The sequence below is a fragment of the Candidatus Paceibacterota bacterium genome (assembly GCA_016782605.1).
Lineage (GTDB): Bacteria > Patescibacteriota > Minisyncoccia > Minisyncoccales > RBG-13-42-11 > BS750m-G71.
In genome coordinates this window covers 15,432-30,294 of sequence record JADHYE010000006.1, presented here as the reverse complement: position 1 = coordinate 30,294, position 14,863 = coordinate 15,432, and the positions used below count along the sequence as shown (strand labels likewise).

The 14,863-nt window shown below is 39.1% G+C and carries 16 protein-coding genes; all 16 read right to left on the bottom strand.

What is annotated here, in order from left to right; all coding sequences use genetic code 11:
* A partial coding sequence (locus tag ISS83_02630; GenBank protein MBL7142525.1) for a GIY-YIG nuclease family protein occupies nt 1-222 on the bottom strand: 222 nt, incomplete at its 3' end.
* Entirely contained in the window at nt 209-1,876 is a 1,668-nt protein-coding gene (locus ISS83_02625) for a type IV secretion system DNA-binding domain-containing protein (protein ID MBL7142524.1), read from the bottom strand. The genes ISS83_02625 and ISS83_02630, both read right to left, overlap by 14 nt.
* A gap of 17 nt (nt 1,877-1,893) precedes the next feature.
* Nucleotides 1,894-3,237 (bottom strand): hypothetical protein, encoded by a 1,344-nt coding sequence (locus ISS83_02620; GenBank protein MBL7142523.1) that lies wholly within the window; start codon nt 3,235-3,237, stop codon nt 1,894-1,896.
* An 11-nt stretch (nt 3,238-3,248) separates the two neighbouring features.
* Nucleotides 3,249-4,232 (bottom strand): hypothetical protein, encoded by a 984-nt coding sequence (locus ISS83_02615; GenBank protein ID MBL7142522.1) that lies wholly within the window; start codon nt 4,230-4,232, stop codon nt 3,249-3,251.
* A 33-nt stretch (nt 4,233-4,265) separates the two neighbouring features.
* Nucleotides 4,266-5,171, bottom strand: coding sequence for a protein translocase subunit SecF (gene secF, locus ISS83_02610; protein MBL7142521.1), 906 nt, complete (start codon nt 5,169-5,171; stop codon nt 4,266-4,268).
* A gap of 3 nt (nt 5,172-5,174) precedes the next feature.
* Complete coding sequence (gene secD / locus ISS83_02605; protein MBL7142520.1) at nt 5,175-6,644, bottom strand: protein translocase subunit SecD; 1,470 nt, start codon at nt 6,642-6,644, stop codon at nt 5,175-5,177.
* 42 nt (nt 6,645-6,686) lie between these two features.
* On the bottom strand, nt 6,687-7,349 hold the full coding sequence (locus ISS83_02600; protein MBL7142519.1) for a DUF1614 domain-containing protein: 663 nt from the start codon (nt 7,347-7,349) through the stop codon (nt 6,687-6,689).
* 1 nt (nt 7,350) lies between these two features.
* Nucleotides 7,351-7,803 (bottom strand): NUDIX domain-containing protein, encoded by a 453-nt coding sequence (locus ISS83_02595; GenBank protein ID MBL7142518.1) that lies wholly within the window; start codon nt 7,801-7,803, stop codon nt 7,351-7,353.
* The gene (locus ISS83_02590) at nt 7,800-8,207 is read right to left on the bottom strand and encodes a hypothetical protein (GenBank protein MBL7142517.1); all 408 of its coding nucleotides are present in this window, start codon (nt 8,205-8,207) and stop codon (nt 7,800-7,802) included. Before ISS83_02590 ends, ISS83_02595 begins: the two co-directional genes overlap by 4 nt.
* Nucleotides 8,208-8,229: 22 nt before the next feature.
* Nucleotides 8,230-8,649, bottom strand: a complete 420-nt coding sequence (locus ISS83_02585) for an NUDIX hydrolase (GenBank protein ID MBL7142516.1) — start codon at nt 8,647-8,649, stop codon at nt 8,230-8,232.
* 35 nt (nt 8,650-8,684) lie between these two features.
* The gene (locus ISS83_02580; protein MBL7142515.1) at nt 8,685-9,011 is read right to left on the bottom strand and encodes a hypothetical protein; all 327 of its coding nucleotides are present in this window, start codon (nt 9,009-9,011) and stop codon (nt 8,685-8,687) included.
* Nucleotides 9,012-9,023: 12 nt separating this feature from the next.
* A complete protein-coding gene (secA, locus tag ISS83_02575) occupies nt 9,024-11,453 on the bottom strand; it encodes a preprotein translocase subunit SecA (GenBank protein ID MBL7142514.1) in 2,430 nt (809 codons plus the stop codon).
* A 93-nt stretch (nt 11,454-11,546) separates the two neighbouring features.
* The gene (speE, locus tag ISS83_02570; GenBank protein ID MBL7142513.1) at nt 11,547-12,431 is read right to left on the bottom strand and encodes a polyamine aminopropyltransferase; all 885 of its coding nucleotides are present in this window, start codon (nt 12,429-12,431) and stop codon (nt 11,547-11,549) included.
* An 11-nt stretch (nt 12,432-12,442) separates the two neighbouring features.
* Nucleotides 12,443-12,823: an S-adenosylmethionine decarboxylase gene (locus ISS83_02565; GenBank protein ID MBL7142512.1), complete on the bottom strand. Its 381-nt coding sequence runs from the start codon at nt 12,821-12,823 to the stop codon at nt 12,443-12,445.
* Nucleotides 12,820-13,221 (bottom strand): adenosylmethionine decarboxylase, encoded by a 402-nt coding sequence (gene speD / locus ISS83_02560; protein MBL7142511.1) that lies wholly within the window; start codon nt 13,219-13,221, stop codon nt 12,820-12,822. Before speD ends, ISS83_02565 begins: the two co-directional genes overlap by 4 nt.
* 445 nt (nt 13,222-13,666) lie before the next feature.
* On the bottom strand, nt 13,667-14,695 hold the full coding sequence (gene murB, locus ISS83_02555) for a UDP-N-acetylmuramate dehydrogenase (protein ID MBL7142510.1): 1,029 nt from the start codon (nt 14,693-14,695) through the stop codon (nt 13,667-13,669).
* Between the last annotated feature and the right edge of the window lie 168 nt (nt 14,696-14,863).

Here is a 14,863-nt window from a genome sequence, read left to right as displayed (position 1 = left end):
AGACTTCAAATATCTTTCTCTTGCTCGGGCATCTTGTTGTTTAATGCTAATTTCAGTATATATTAATTTCCATGGAACTCCGTGTTTTGTCGACCTATTTTTTCCTGAATTATGTTGTAAAATTCTTTTTCGCAAATCTCGAGTTGAACCTATATACCATTTCCGATGCTTGTTTTGCAAAACATAGACATACCAACTACAAGTGTTTCTAACGGGGTTCATCTTTTTTATCTACGTCTTTTAAAGACTCTTCTAATGTTTTTTTTAATTCTTCGATATTAACTTCTTTCCTCGGCCTCTTTCTTTCTTCTTTTTCATTTGTCGGCCTGCTGGAAAAAGAAACAGGCGTTTTATTGACCGCATCCTGGAGGGAAACAGCTGGCGCTGATTCTTTTTGTTTTTCCGGCTCGGTTATAGGCAAACTGGGTTTTTCTTTTTCGGAAGACCCTTTAACTTTCTTTAAGCAGGTTTTGCAATAAACTGGGCGGGAAGCTGTTGGCTCAAAAATAACTTTTGTCCACTTGCCGCACAAAGCGCATTTAGCATCGTACAAAGGCTGGGAAGGCGGCTGAATAGGAATCTCCGGAAGACTTAGCGTTCCCATCCATTTGGCAATCTTTTCCTCAACCACTTTTCTCTGGGTGCTGTATCTTTCCCTTGAGACCATGATAATCTTTTCCCGGTTTGATTTTTCAAGAATCGGCAAAGGAGCCATGGTTTCTGCCGAAAAACCAGGACCGGCAACCCCGTCAATCATCAGTTTCAAATAAATGTTGTATTTCGGCAAATTGATCAGGTCTTCAGCGGTAAAATCAGGCGCAAATTCCTTTTCCAGATATTCTGCGTCTTCCGCCCCGACTCGGAATGTGACGATCGTGCCCACATTCCCGAAAACCGCGTCTCTGACCTCTTCTTCCATTTGAGCAATGTACTGGTGGCCTAAAAGCAAAGCCAGTCTGTATTTTCTTGCTTCAGACAGAATGTTGGTGAAAGACTCTGTGGCAAAGTTCTGGAATTCATCAACATAAAGGAAAAAATCATTTCTTTTTTCCTCGGGAGTATCTACTCTGGACATAGCTGCCAGCTGGAGCTTAGTAATTAAAAGGGCGCCAAGCAGCCTGGAATTATCCTCTCCAACCCTTCCTTTAGATATATTCATGATGAAAATCTTCTTTTCATCCATAATATTCCTCATATTGATACTTGACCCTACCTGGCCGATAATATTCCTGATCAAAGGGTTGGAAATGAACTGGCCCACTTTGTTCTGAATGGCAGCCGTTGCTTCCACTTCATATCCCCGGCTTTGAGAATATCTGGCAAATTCCTGGGTCCAGAAAGATTTGACCACAGGATCCATTATTTTTTCAATCACTTTTTTCCGGTATTCGGGATCAGCCATCATCCGATTAACTCCCAAAAGAGTGGCTCCCGGATATTCCAAAAGTGCCAGAATTGCATTATTCAAAATGTATTCCATTCTGGCTGACCAGACATCAGGCCATATTTTCTTGAAAACTCCCATTAAGCCCGAAGCAACCAAATGCCTGTACTCCATGCCAACCTTTTCCATAATGTTAAAAGCAATAGGATAATCGATATCAGCCGGATTGAAATAGATTACGTCGTTCACCCTGTTTGAAGGAATACTGTCGAGCAATTCTTCGGCTGCTTCGCCATGGGGGTCGACAAAACCGATTCCTTTGCCCTGCTGGATATCCTGAATAGCCATATTCTTTAACATCACGGTCTTGCCCATGCCGGTTTTACCAATAACGTAAACATGCCGACGCCTGTCGTCGGTTTTAATCCCAAACTTTTTCCTTTGGTTCCTGAAGGTGGTTAAAGCAAAAAAATTGATTTCTTCGTTAGTCATATTGAATTGTTAAAGCCCTAATCCTCCATGGGCAAAGAGGGCGGAACAGTTCCTTTCTTTGATTCTATCCTCTGCACGCCTGGAGCGGGAGCTGTCTCTTGGCTTGGGAAATGGAAAATAGAAGCGACTTCTTCCGTACTTAGCATATAGGTTCCGCCAGTACGGGGGAAGAAGGGAGTCAGTCTCTTAATATAGTTTCTGAAAAGCTTCCGGCATCTCAAATAATGCCTTCTGGCCATTAAAGTTTTATTATTCAATAAGGGAAAAAATAAAGATTTTTTAATCTTGGTCAAAGTTCGGCCATCAGGAAACAAAGCATTAAGGTTAGTGGTCATGTATTCGTTAAAAAAAGAAAAAGCTAATCTGAAATTCGGCTTGAACCAGACATCTCTTTTGCCGAGATAAATGAATCTGCCAGTAACATTGAAAATCGGTTTTGACATTTTGTGCTCTATTGCGCCCAGAATCTCCCTTTCTCCAGGGGTCAATTTCATCTCAGGAGGAAGGAATTCTTTTGTTTCCTTCTTCTCTTCCGGCGGGCCTGATATTAAAATTTCAGCTGCTCCCTGGATAATCGGCTTTTGGAGAGGAGGAAGATCTCTCCTGGCCAGTTTATCCCTTAAGTCCTCTCCTTTTTTCTGCCAAACGCTGTAAGATCTCTTTGTCGTTACCTGGCCTAAAACCTTCAACTCATCTGCATCGCCAATAGGCTCAATTGAGAGCTGAATCCAAAGCTGCTCTCCTTTCTTAATTTTGGCCATCGCTTCCAGAAGTCCGGCAATCGGATCAATTTTTTTCTCCTCAGTTTTTTCCTGCTCTGTCTCAAATTCAGTATATGTCTTGATCGGATAATGATCATCTTTTACCAATTTGTAATCACAACCGAACATGTCCCACTCTTTGTTGGGAATGCTCTGAGGAATATATTTTGTATAATCATCAGCTTCTACAATTTCAATTTCAGGATACTGCGAATAAAAGCTGGATTCTATTGCATCCCAGTATTGCACGGGCGTTCTGACAAAAAAGTGCGGCTCTCCGTCAATGGCAACCATTTCAAGACCCAATGACATCTGAACCTGACCATCTACCCATTTTTCCCAGAGGTCCGGCGGATGATAGATTGCTGCATGTGCGCTCGAGAGAACAACTTCCATTGCCCTTATGGGCTTTGGCAGAATTTTGGGCAACTTTATCTCAAGCATGATCCAGCGCTGCTTGCTCAAAAAAAGGTCGATTCTCCACCATAGCCAAAGAAAGGAAAGCGGCTTCCAGAGAACAAAAGGTAAAACAACCCACCACCAATTCTCTATTATCTGCCAGATGGTAGTTAATGTTGAGACGACTTCTTCTATCGGCATAATTTAAAATGTTAAGCTTCTCTTATTGTATAACGACCCTCCTGAGTTTTCAAAAAGTATTTTTTATTGCTTAAATTCAAGAGAACTGTGTTTTCCTTGACCATTCTCTGTTTTAAAGTCTTTGTTAGAATTTCCTCCTTTTTCAGCGGCTTGCCGGCTGTTTTTAAAACGTTAAGAATAACGTCTTTGACCATGCCAGGCTCGTATCCCCATTCTTTCAGGGCGTAGATGCCTCTCCCCACCAGAACGAATCTCGGATCTTTTATCAGCTCGTTATGGACTGTCTGGGGCAAAGCCTGACCGACTAAAGTGGCTACTTGGGCAAAATGCAAGGGTTTCTGGCTTCCTTTAAAAACCAGGAAGGCCTTGTCTTTTATCTTTTTCGGATTTATTTCCGGCCAGTCTTTCAAGCCAAAAAACCCCTCTTTATTTCTTTGGATCTTCTTTGAAATTTCCAAAAAAGAACTGAGGGTTTCCGCTCTCAGAGAACTTAAATTATTAATTTCTTTTAATTTTAACGGCTTGCCGACTTTCTTGAGCTTTTCGCAGATGAGATTGATTGTTTTTTCCGCTGAAAACCAGGACTTTTTGTCAATCGTCCAAAGAGAATAGAATTCCCTTGTTTCTCCGAATCTGATAAAATCTTCTCCCAAAGTAAGCAGAAAATAAATCTGGTTCTTGAATTTGCCGGAAGCTAATTCAGCCGAAAGCGCCTCTTCTTTCCTTAGGTTTCCCGTCTTTTTCAGAAAGTTTTTGAAATATTGGAAGACTTTCTGATGTTTCTTTGACTCTGACTTCAACTTTGAAAAAGCGTCGTTTTCAATCTGGCGAACCCTTTCTCTGGTAATACCAAAGCTTTTGCCGATAAATTCAAGAGTTTCCCCTTTTTTGGAATCTTTTGAATCTAAAGCAAAACGCCTCAAAAGAACCTCTTTTTGTTTTTGAGGCAGCGTTTTTAAAAGTTTTTCGCAGATTTGATAGTAATTAATAGTCATATAGTTTGTTTATACAATATTTGATAATTAATGTCAAATCTTCCCTTTATTCTGCCTCCATCTTGCCCAGGCGACCAACAAGGGGCTTGCTAAGAAAATGGAAGAGTAGGCGCCGCTGGTAATGCCGATTATCAGGGTCAAAGAGAAAGATTGCAAGGTCTGGCCGCCGAAAAAGAAGATGGCAAAAAGCACGAGCAAAACAGTGAAAACAGTGCTGATTGAACGGAAAAGAGTCTGGTTCAAACTGGCATCAACCGTTTCTTCAAACGACTTAAATCTTGACTTAAGCAGGTTTTCCCTTATCCTGTCAAAGATGACGATGGTATCATGGACCGAATAACCCAAAATAGTCAACAAAGCGGCAATAACCGGAATGGTAATTTCAACATTATAAAGTTTTCCCAAAACAGCCAGAACCCCCAAAGGAATAATAACATCATGAAACAGAGCTAAAAGCGAAGCAACTCCATACTGCCAGGAACGTATGGCTGACCAAGAAACCTTTCTAAAGGCAACTGTGATGTAAAGAGTGATGGCCAGCAGCACCATAATTATGGCGTTTCTCGTCTTTTGCTTTAATTCTGCGCCGATAGTCGGACCGATCATCTCAAAACTTTTTTCTTCAGCTTGATAGGTTTGCTGCAGTTTAAAAAGCACGTTTTCGTGAGTTTCTCTATCAATTTCTTTCATTCGCAAAACCATTTCATTATCGCCAATAGGCTGCAAAACAATTTCTCCCAAATCAAATTCAGAAAGGCTTTGCTGGATATTCTCCAAAGACGGCCTCTCTTCCTGGAAAGACAATTCCATAATGCTGCCGCCGGTAAACTCTATGCCGAACTTCAATCCGAAAATCAAGACTGAAGCAAGGCTGGCCACAATCAAAATTCCGGAAAGAACGAAGTAAACTTTTGAATATTTTAAGAATTTAATTGACATAATTTACCAAAGCCATTTAATTTTTTCCAACCTTGTTCTAATAAAGCACCTGAGAAAAGTTCTGGTGATAATAATCGCAGAAAACATCGAAACCAAAATTCCCAAGATTAAAGTGAAAGCAAATCCTTTAATGAAACTGGTGGCGAAAGTGAAGAGAATTAAACAGACGATAAGCGAGTTGAAATTACTATCCCTGATTGACGGCCAGGCCCTGTCAAACCCCTCTTTAACGCTCTGCTCAAAATCTTTTTCTTCCTTTAATTCTTCCCTCATTCTGGAAAAGATAAGAATATTGGCGTCAACTGCCATACCAACAGACAAAATAAATCCACCAATGCCGGCCAAACTCAAAGTAACCGGGATTACCTTAAAGAGAAACAGAACCAAAACAGCGTAAATAACCAGGGCAATGGAAGCCAACAATCCCGGCAAGCGGTAAAAGATTATCATGAACAGAATTATGGCCAAAAAGCCGAATATGCCTGCTTTCAAAGACTTTTCCAGAGAAACCTGGCCCAAAGTAGGACCGATCAGCTTCTGGTAGATTGGCGCTCCTATTTTAACCGGCAAAGCGCCAGAATTGAGCCTTTTTACGATTTCCCTGGCCTTATCAACATTCATATCTCCGGTAATCACTGCTTTGCCGCCGGTAATTTTCTCCTGGACAACCGGCGCATAAATATCATTATCCGTTATCTTTCCGTCACCGTCAGTATCAACGATTGACTGGCCGTCCAAGAAAATGGCCAGAGGTTTGCTAACGTTCCTTTCAGTGATTTGCTCAAACAATTGTGCTCCCTCTTCCTTAAATTGAAGGGAAACCTGGGGCTTGTTGGTATTCGGATCAAAAGTAATATCAGCCCTTTTCAAATATTTGCCGGTCAGCTCGGTCGGCTTTAACATACTGGAAGTCAGTATGTCCAAAACCTCTTCTTTGGTTATATCCTGGCCTGACTGCTGTTTGTAGGTTTCAATTATTTGAGATATCTCCTCATCGGTAAAGCTGTTTTTCGCTTCCTCTTTTTCTTCCTGGGAAAGGATTTCTTTAAATTCCAAATATGGGGTTTCCCCTATCATTTCTATCGCTCCTCCAATATCCTTGACCCCAGCCAATTCAACGATTAATCTGCTTTTGCCCTGCACCTGAACAACCGGTTCAGCAACGCCATACAAGTTAACCCTTCTTTCAATGACGTCCCTCAATCCCTCCATTGTTTCTGTTTTGTCTTTATCTTCAATGTTGGATAGATCTGCCTCGTAAATCAGCTGAACGCCTCCCTGCAAATCCAGACCCAAAATAAAAGGAATATTCGAAAAACGAGGCATTTGAATCTGAAGGCCGAAAACTGAAACATTCAAATTGTTGAAAGAATCAATTCTGTGATTGAAATAGTCAGGATAACTAAAGATTCCGGCAAAAAGAGCCAGAATGAAAATAAAAACAACTGTGATGTAAAGCTTCTTCTTTGACATTTTATCTATTGTAATTATTTTTCAGGCAAAAGTCAACCCCTCTTAAAAACCGGCCAGCAGGGCTGAAATGATGCCGATCAGGAATATGCCGTCAAACACTCCTGCTCCGCCAATGGACAGAAAACCTCCGTACTTTCTGATTCTCCTCAAATTTAAGAGATCAGCGCCTATTAAAACGCCAAAAGTCCCTGAAACAAAAGCGCAGGGAGCAACAAAGCCAGAAGCAAAAAATAAGGCGAAAACAACGGCAAATATGGGGGGAATGAAGGCCGGAATAACAATTCCTTTGCCAGGCACAACCTTAGCCAATAATTTACAGACAACAACCATCAAAGCAGTGGCTATAAAAATCTGATTTATGTCGAATCCTGCTCTCCAGATTTGGAAAAGAAAATAAAAAGAAAGCAGAATGGGAATAACTGCTCCGCCGACGTTTATGGCAATGCCCTCGGTTGCAACTTTCGGCACGCGCCACAATCCGAAAAATCTTGATTCTTCAACATATTTTAATTTTTTCCTGCCCAAAGGAATATTAATAGCAGAACCGATTAAAATAACCAGAAGCAGAATGATAACTGCTTCTGGAGAAATACCCAGTTTCTCAAAACCAATGGTAATAATGTGAAAATATCCCAAAGCGAACAAAACAGGCAGGAATAAAATGAAAAGGGCGAATATTAAACAGCCGACTGGAAAGAAAAACATATTAATTGAATTCTTTTAAAACCCGACCGAAACCGGGAAGTAGTTTTAATTCTTTTGCTTCAGCAAAAGAAACCCATTTGTATTTCTTGGCTTCCCAATCAAGTTTTATTCTGTCGGTATTGATTTCAACCAATACCGGATGAACGATCCATGTTTTGCCATATTTCTTTTCATCCTGATCAAAAACTCTACCCAATCTAATTTTCTTGATTTTGCTGCTCGGAATGCCAATTTCCTCTTTTATTTCTTCTTTAACTTTCTGCTCAAGGCTTTTTTTATCGTCAAGAAAACCGCTGATACCGTTCCAAAGTCCGGGATAGAAATTCAACGATTCGCTCCTCTGGACAAGAAGAAATTTGTTTTTGTATTTTACCAGGCAGTTAATGACCGGCGCCCACCGCGCACTTGTATAATCTATTTGCCTAGGTCTTGGTTTAAATTTTGTTTTTTTCATAATTTTTTAATTTTTGCAATAGTAATCCATGCCGACATTAAACCGAATCCGGTTTTATCAATATCAAACGGTTTAATCTCCTGCGGATTCTTCAGGAATATGAGTATACAATATTTCTTGTCTTTGAATCTCTTAAAAAATGCAGGAATTTTCTCTTTTTTTAATCCGTCATTATTGCCATATTCATTTAATATTTCTTTCACTCGCTTCGGGGTTAAATCAGCGAATTGCCTAACTTTACTTACTTCAGCTTTTATCCTTACTGGCTCGCCGGAATCTTTAAAGTAAACTGTTTCTCCTTTTTTAATACTGTTCCAAGGCTTATGTCGTGCTGAATACCAACGTGATTCAATCTTTTTCTGACCATTCAGAATCTTTTGAGTCAAACCCCAAGATTTTTTCATTATTGCGACATGCTCCATATCTTTATTTCTTACTCCTCAATGATTTGAATCTTTCAACAAACTTCTTATTTCTTGGAGATGCCTTAAGTTTTCGAAATTCGTCTGGCGTCACCCATTGAAAATCATCATGTTCATAGCTTAATAAAACTTTCAGACCAGCTGTTCTAGCGATATAGCAAACCGTTACCCAAAATTCATTCCTATCATTCAATCCTGAAATAATATCGATTAAGGCCAAGTTTTTAACCTTTAAGCCGGTTTCTTCTTTAATTTCTCGAATAATTCCTTTTCTTGCGTCCTCACCAAATCCAAGATCTCCGCCGGGCAAATCCCAATGCAGTGGTCTTGATGGAGCGGTTTTTGAACGTCTAATCGTTAAAAACTTCCCATCTTTTCTGAAAATAATAGCTTTCTGAGAAACTCCAATTTTTTTATTTTTCATGACACTTTTTAATCTTCAATAATTAACCGCAGGAATTATTTCTTATATCGCTTATTTATTTTCTCAATCTTACCCTTCAATGCTTTTTCGATATCAACTTTCATAACTTCCGCAAGTAATAAGGCCGTTATTACGACATCTGCAAATTCCTCGGATAAATTATTATTATCGTGTTTATCAAGTTTGCTCTTTCGTTGCATAGAATTATAATTCAACACTTCATCGCATAGTTCACCTAATTCCTCGGCAAGTTTTACCGTCCTTGCGAGTATGCGTTTCTGCTCATCCTTGTAGCCGCCATAGCATTTTCTTAACCTCTGGTCTTCTTTCTTGATAAATTTTTTCAAATCTTTTATTTGCATATTTTTGCGATTTTATTTTCCATGGCACTTTTTGAATTTCTTACCGGAACCGCAAGGGCATGGATCATTCCTGCCAGGATTCTTTTTGCTTCCCGAAAATTGCACTGGCTGCTGCGGCTGTTGGGGTTGCTCTACTAAAGTCACTTTTAATATAGTATTGGCAATGCCAGCTTCAATTCTCTTTAATAAATCCTGAAAAATCCTGTGGCCTTCTGATTTGTATTCAATCAGAGGATCCTGCTGGCCGTAAGCCCTTAATCTGACAGAATCCCTTAAATGATCCATATTTTCCAAATGCTCCAGCCAGAGCGAATCTAAAATCCTTAAAGAAACAATTTTTTCAACCTGCCTCATTTTTTCCGAACCAAACTCTTTTTCTTTTTTCTCATAATCTTCTTCTTTCTGACCGTGTTTTTTAAGCATTTCCAATATCTGGGGCTTCAAACCGCCCTCATCAGCCTTTTCCAGTATTTCTTTCCTTTTTTTGTAGATAATCTCCCGGTGTTTATTCATTACGTCGTCATAATCCAGAATATGTTTTCTCAAATCAAAATTCATTCCTTCAATTTTCCCCTGAGCCGATTCAATGGCGCCGGAAACCATTTTTGCTTCGATCGGCTGGTCTTCCGGAATTTTCAAAACGTTCATCAAAGACTTTATCTTGTCTGAAGCGAAAATCCTCATCAAATCGTCTTCCAAAGAAACGAAAAACTGGGAAGAACCATTGTCTCCCTGCCTGGCAGTCCTGCCCCTTAACTGATTGTCAATTCTTCTTGCTTCGTGCCTTTCCGTACCGATCACGTGAAGTCCTCCCAATTCTTTTACTTTTTCTGCCTGCTCAGCATCAAAAGGATTACCGCCCAAAACTATATCAACCCCCCTGCCCGCCATATTAGTAGCAATAGTCACCTGTCCTAATTTCCCTGCCTGGGCAATGATTTCTCCTTCTTTTTCATGCTGCTTTGCGTTTAAAATCTGGTGGGGCACTCCCTCTCTGTCCAACAGTTTGCCGAGATACTCGTTCTTTTCGATTGAAGTGGTGCCGACCAAAACCGGCTGGCCGAATTTATGCTTTCCTTTAATTTCCTGAACCACGGCATCGAATTTCCCATTTTCTGCTTTGTAAATCCTGTCCGGCATATCAATTCTCTGAAGCGGCTTGTTCGTCGGAACGGTTATTACTTCCAAGCCATACACTCTATCAAATTCTTCAGCCGAAGTGGAAGCGGTTCCTGTCATGCCGGCCAGTTTCTTGTACATTCTAAAGTAATTCTGGAAAGTGATTGAAGCCAAAGTCAAAGATTCAGAATTAACTAAAACCCCTTCTTTTGCCTCAACTGCCTGGTGAAGGCCGCCAGACCATCTTCTTCCCGGCATCATCCTGCCGGTAAATTCATCAACGATGATAACTTCTCCGTCTTTTACCACGTAATCTTTGTCTCTTTTAAAAAGCGTCTGGGCCCGCAATGACTGCTCAAGATAATGCAAATATTTTATTCCCCTTTCCTCGTAAATATTTTCCAACCCCAAAATCTTTTCAACTTTGTTGATGCCCTTTTCGGTCAAAGTGACAGCTTTCATTTTCTCATCAATCTCATAATCTTCCTGAGGATCAAGCTTGGGAGTAATTTTGGCAAACTCCTGGTAGAATTTAGAGCTTTCAGTGTCAGGAGCAGAAATGATCAAAGGCGTTCTCGCCTCATCTATCAAAATCGAGTCAACTTCATCAACTATGGCAAAATTGAATCCTCTCTGCGATTGCTGGGATAAATCGTAAACCATATTGTCGCGCAAATAATCAAAACCAAACTCGTTGTTTGTCCCGTAAGTAATGTCAGCTTCGTAAGCTTCTTTCCTCGAACATGGCCTCAAATAACTTTCAATAATTTTAAATCCGCCGACAACATCCCTTTCTTTGTCCTGTCCATCGTTTTCCTGCTTGAAATCAGCATCATATATGAAAGCAGTGTCGTGAACTATGCAAGCCACTGACAAATCCAAAGCATTATAGACTTGCCCCATCCAAACAGTATCTCTGCGTGCCAGATAATCGTTGACCGTAACCAAATGGCAGCCTTTTCTTTCTAAGGCGTTCAAATACAAAGGAAGGGTAGCGGCCAGAGTCTTTCCCTCTCCTGTTTTCATTTCAGCGATTTTCCCCTGGTGCAGAACAATGCCACCGATAAGCTGGACGTCAAAATGCTTTTGATTGAGAGTCTTTTTTGAAGCTTCCCTGACAAGAGCAAAAGCTTCAGGAAGTATGCTATCCAAGCTTTCTCCCTTAGCTAATCTTTCTTTGAATTCTTTTGTCTTTTCTTTTAATTTTTCACCAGAAAATCCCTCGAATTCTTTTTCGAGAGAATTTATTTTCTTTATGACCGGCTCCAGCTTTTTTAAATATTTTTCGTTAGCGTCGCCGAAAAATTTACCAATAACTGACATAATATCCTTTAAATTATACACAAAAATCCTCATTTTGTAAACTAAAAAATGACTGCAAAAACGCAGCTAATCTCCAAATGGTCAAAATATTTTTTATTTCCCTATTTTTTCTGCCAGATATTTCGGCAAAACTCTGGAAGCAAAATAAATTTCCGGACTAAAGTATTTCAGTTTTAATTTTGATTTCTTGTATTTTTTCTGAAGGTCTTTTTGCGTTAATTTTCCTAAATTTTCTTTCGCTCCAATAATAAAACTATATTCTCCAGTTTGATAAGAAGGAACTACTGCCCAGTGAATATCTGCAAATGGAAATATTTTCTTTATTCTGCCGAAAATCTTACTCACCAACTCCGGTTGGTCGTTCAGGGAACCTGACTGAATAGATACTACGCCGTCTTTTCTCAGGGCCCTTTTTACATTTTGATAAAAATTTAGGGAAATCAGCTCTTTTGAAGGGCCAAGGGGATCAGAAAGATCAAGAATGATAACATCAAAGAAATTTTTGTGTCTTTTTATATATTTTTTCCCGTCGCCGATAATTATTTCCGCTTTCTTATTCTTAAAAGCTCCTTTTGAAATCGAAGAAATATATTTTTTTGAAAGTTCAATGACTTTTTCGTCTATTTCCGCCATCCAAACTTTTTCTATCTTGTGTTTCAATACTTCTTCCAAGGATCCTCCGTCTCCGCCGCCGATAATCAAAATTCTTTTTGGGTTCTTGTGCAAAAACATCGGCAACTGGCAAAGCATTTCATGATATATAAATTCATCTTTTTCTGAGGTCTGTAGAATTCCGTCAAGAACCAAAATCCTATCGTAAGCATAAGTATCAAAAAATTCTATCCTTTGGTAGTCGGATCTCCCGGAATAAATTTTCCTTTTTATCTCCATACCGATTTTAATCCTTGAAACATCATAAGGAACATCTTCTTCAAAAAACCATTTGCTTTTTTTGAAACGTAAAATACCTTTTTTCATAAAATAAAAATTTAGCGAATGGAAGTCTTTTGTTTAAAGACTCTCGCTTTAAAAAATTTCTTTGAGAATTTAACAGCTCTTTTTTTATCAAAATTACTACAGGAAAAAAGGTTTATATAAGCCCTATTCCAAAGTTCGGAAAAATGAGCACTGACGAGACTGGATTGAATCAACTGTACCAAAGAATATCCCGCGGCATAATCAATATGTAAAGCAAATCTCTCAACGATAGTTTTTCCATAAGGCTTAATATTTATCTCCTTGCAAATTCCAGCTGCGTACTCTTTTATTTTTTTGGCAGACCTGATTGTCTTGGGATCACAATCTTTTAAATCTATTGTTAATTCTTTTCCGAAAATCTTTCGGTTCGACTTTTTCTTTCTTTTTTTCATAGGGCATTTATTCTTCCTCTTTTTATCTCTTGTATTTCAACTTTTTTAGGCTTTAATTTTTTCCTCAAATACTGCAAAGCTTTGTGGGGTTTTGCCCGGTCCCCGCAGGTAAAAATATCAATTGCCACATAATTAAATTCAGGCCAGGCGTGGATAGCGAGATGAGACTCTTTCAACAAAACAACCCCGGTCAGGCCCTGGGGTGAAAATTTATGAATTACCACTTTTAAAGGAGCACTTTTTGCTTCTTTAACTGCTGCTATTAGGATTTTTTTGATTTTTTTGGGGTCTTCAATAATTTCTCCATTCCAAAATTCAGCAATCAAATGAATGCCAGCGTATTTTTGTTTTTTTGATTTTGTGACCCATTGAGTGGATCTCTTTGTTTTGCCAGTCATAATATTATAGTCAATCGCTTACCGAGCTTCCATTTATGGAAGCGAAGGTGAAGAAGAGGACAAAATCCTCTTCGCCCACCATAGGGAAGTTTACAAACTCCCCCCAGCTAATCCCGATATATCATCGAGAAAAAACAAAGAGTTAAACAAAAAGCGATTAACCGATTATCTAATAAAAACTATTCTAATATTTCTTTTATCATTTTAAAAAAAATTTGTAAAGAATAAAAAACAACCCCTCACCTTTTAAAAGTGAGGGGGAGAAAAACTATTTCTTCTTTTTCTTTGCTTTCTTTTTCTTTGCCATGAGAATGGTAACGATTTTTAAAGAGTCTCAGCAAATAGTCGACTAACTATTCGCATCCATTAGTATATTTTTTCATTTTGAGAAACTTTGTCAAGTGTGGAAAACTGAAAAATCAAAACAAAAATGAAAAATCAAATTTTAAAAACCTAAAAGCTGAATTTCCTCGCGCAGCGACACTGAAAACTTCTTTTTTACTGATTTTTTCGCCAAATTTATCAATTTTTTTACGTTTCCAGCGCTCGCTCCGCCCAAGTTAACGATAAAATTGGCGTGCTTCTCGGAAATTTTTGCCCTACCGATTGTTTTTCCTTTCAAACCGCAATCTTCAATCAACCGAGCCGCAGCGATGGTTGAAGAAGAGGATTCATCCTCTTCGCCCTGCCAAGCCGCAGCGATGGTTGAAGAAGAGGATTCATCCTCTTCGCCCTGCCAAGCCGCAGCGATGGTTGAAGAAGAGGATTCATCCTCTTCGCCCTGCCGAGCGACATATTTTCTGCTAGGGTTTTTAAAAACAGAACCTGCCGAAGGATAATTCAAAGGCTGACTTTGTTTTTTAAAAGCGATGCATTCTGCCATTTTCTTTTTGATTTCCAACTTCTTTCCTTTTTTTAATTTTAAAATTACTGAGGCGATAATTAAATTCTTTTTTCTCTTGAAAACGCTTTCCCGATAACTAAACTTGCAGTCTTTCAAATTATAGGTTTTGAATTTCAAGGTTTTCAAATCAATAACTTCAACTTTTTTAACTGTGTCTTTCATTGATTTGCCAAAAGATCCGGCATTGCCTAAAACAGCGCCACCGACCGTTCCAGGAATCCCGGAGGCCCATTCTAACCCGGATAAACCAAGATTGGCTGAAGCGTTTACCAAACGACTCAAAGCCGCTCCTGTTTCTGTTGAGATCTTTCCGTCCAGTATTTTGTATTTATTGTTCAATATTTTTATCACCAGTCCCTTATAGCCTTTGTCTGAAACCAGTAGGTTGCTTCCTCCACCCAGAATAAAAAAAGGCAAATTAAATCTTTTTGCCGTTTTCAGCGCCAGAAGCAAATCGTTTTTATTCTTTGCTTCAAAAAAATATCTGGCTGGCCCGCCAATCTTAAAAGCAGTGTGGTTTTTCAATAAAACATTTTTTTTGACTGCCGGCAAAAACTTATTGATGTCCATTTTTGTATTTTAACAGAAAAATTGCTAAAATGATATTGGGTCAGCGGACAGCACTCACTAAAGACTTTGTTTTGGAGTAAACTCGCTGGCCCTCTCAAGAACCCAAAAAGCTTTTTGGGTTTTTGTCTTTTAAAAAGCAAAAAACCTCGCTTAAGGGAGGTTTTTCGC

Bases quoted from the DNA above. Each gene is read 5' to 3' on its own strand.
- ISS83_02625 (MBL7142524.1), bottom strand. From the start codon at position 1,876: ATGACTAACGAAGAAATCAATTTTTTTGCTTTAACCACCTTCAGGAAC.
- ISS83_02620 (MBL7142523.1), bottom strand. From the start codon at position 3,237: ATGCCGATAGAAGAAGTCGTCTCAACATTAACTACCATCTGGCAGATA.
- ISS83_02615 (MBL7142522.1), bottom strand. From the start codon at position 4,232: ATGACTATTAATTACTATCAAATCTGCGAAAAACTTTTAAAAACGCTG.
- secF (MBL7142521.1), bottom strand. From the start codon at position 5,171: ATGTCAATTAAATTCTTAAAATATTCAAAAGTTTACTTCGTTCTTTCC.
- secD (MBL7142520.1), bottom strand. From the start codon at position 6,644: ATGTCAAAGAAGAAGCTTTACATCACAGTTGTTTTTATTTTCATTCTG.
- ISS83_02600 (MBL7142519.1), bottom strand. From the start codon at position 7,349: ATGTTTTTCTTTCCAGTCGGCTGTTTAATATTCGCCCTTTTCATTTTA.
- ISS83_02595 (MBL7142518.1), bottom strand. From the start codon at position 7,803: ATGAAAAAAACAAAATTTAAACCAAGACCTAGGCAAATAGATTATACA.
- ISS83_02590 (MBL7142517.1), bottom strand. From the start codon at position 8,207: ATGAAAAAATCTTGGGGTTTGACTCAAAAGATTCTGAATGGTCAGAAA.
- ISS83_02585 (MBL7142516.1), bottom strand. From the start codon at position 8,649: ATGAAAAATAAAAAAATTGGAGTTTCTCAGAAAGCTATTATTTTCAGA.
- ISS83_02580 (MBL7142515.1), bottom strand. From the start codon at position 9,011: ATGCAAATAAAAGATTTGAAAAAATTTATCAAGAAAGAAGACCAGAGG.
- secA (MBL7142514.1), bottom strand. From the start codon at position 11,453: ATGTCAGTTATTGGTAAATTTTTCGGCGACGCTAACGAAAAATATTTA.
- speE (MBL7142513.1), bottom strand. From the start codon at position 12,431: ATGAAAAAAGGTATTTTACGTTTCAAAAAAAGCAAATGGTTTTTTGAA.
- ISS83_02565 (MBL7142512.1), bottom strand. From the start codon at position 12,823: ATGAAAAAAAGAAAGAAAAAGTCGAACCGAAAGATTTTCGGAAAAGAA.
- speD (MBL7142511.1), bottom strand. From the start codon at position 13,221: ATGACTGGCAAAACAAAGAGATCCACTCAATGGGTCACAAAATCAAAA.
- murB (MBL7142510.1), bottom strand. From the start codon at position 14,695: ATGGACATCAATAAGTTTTTGCCGGCAGTCAAAAAAAATGTTTTATTG.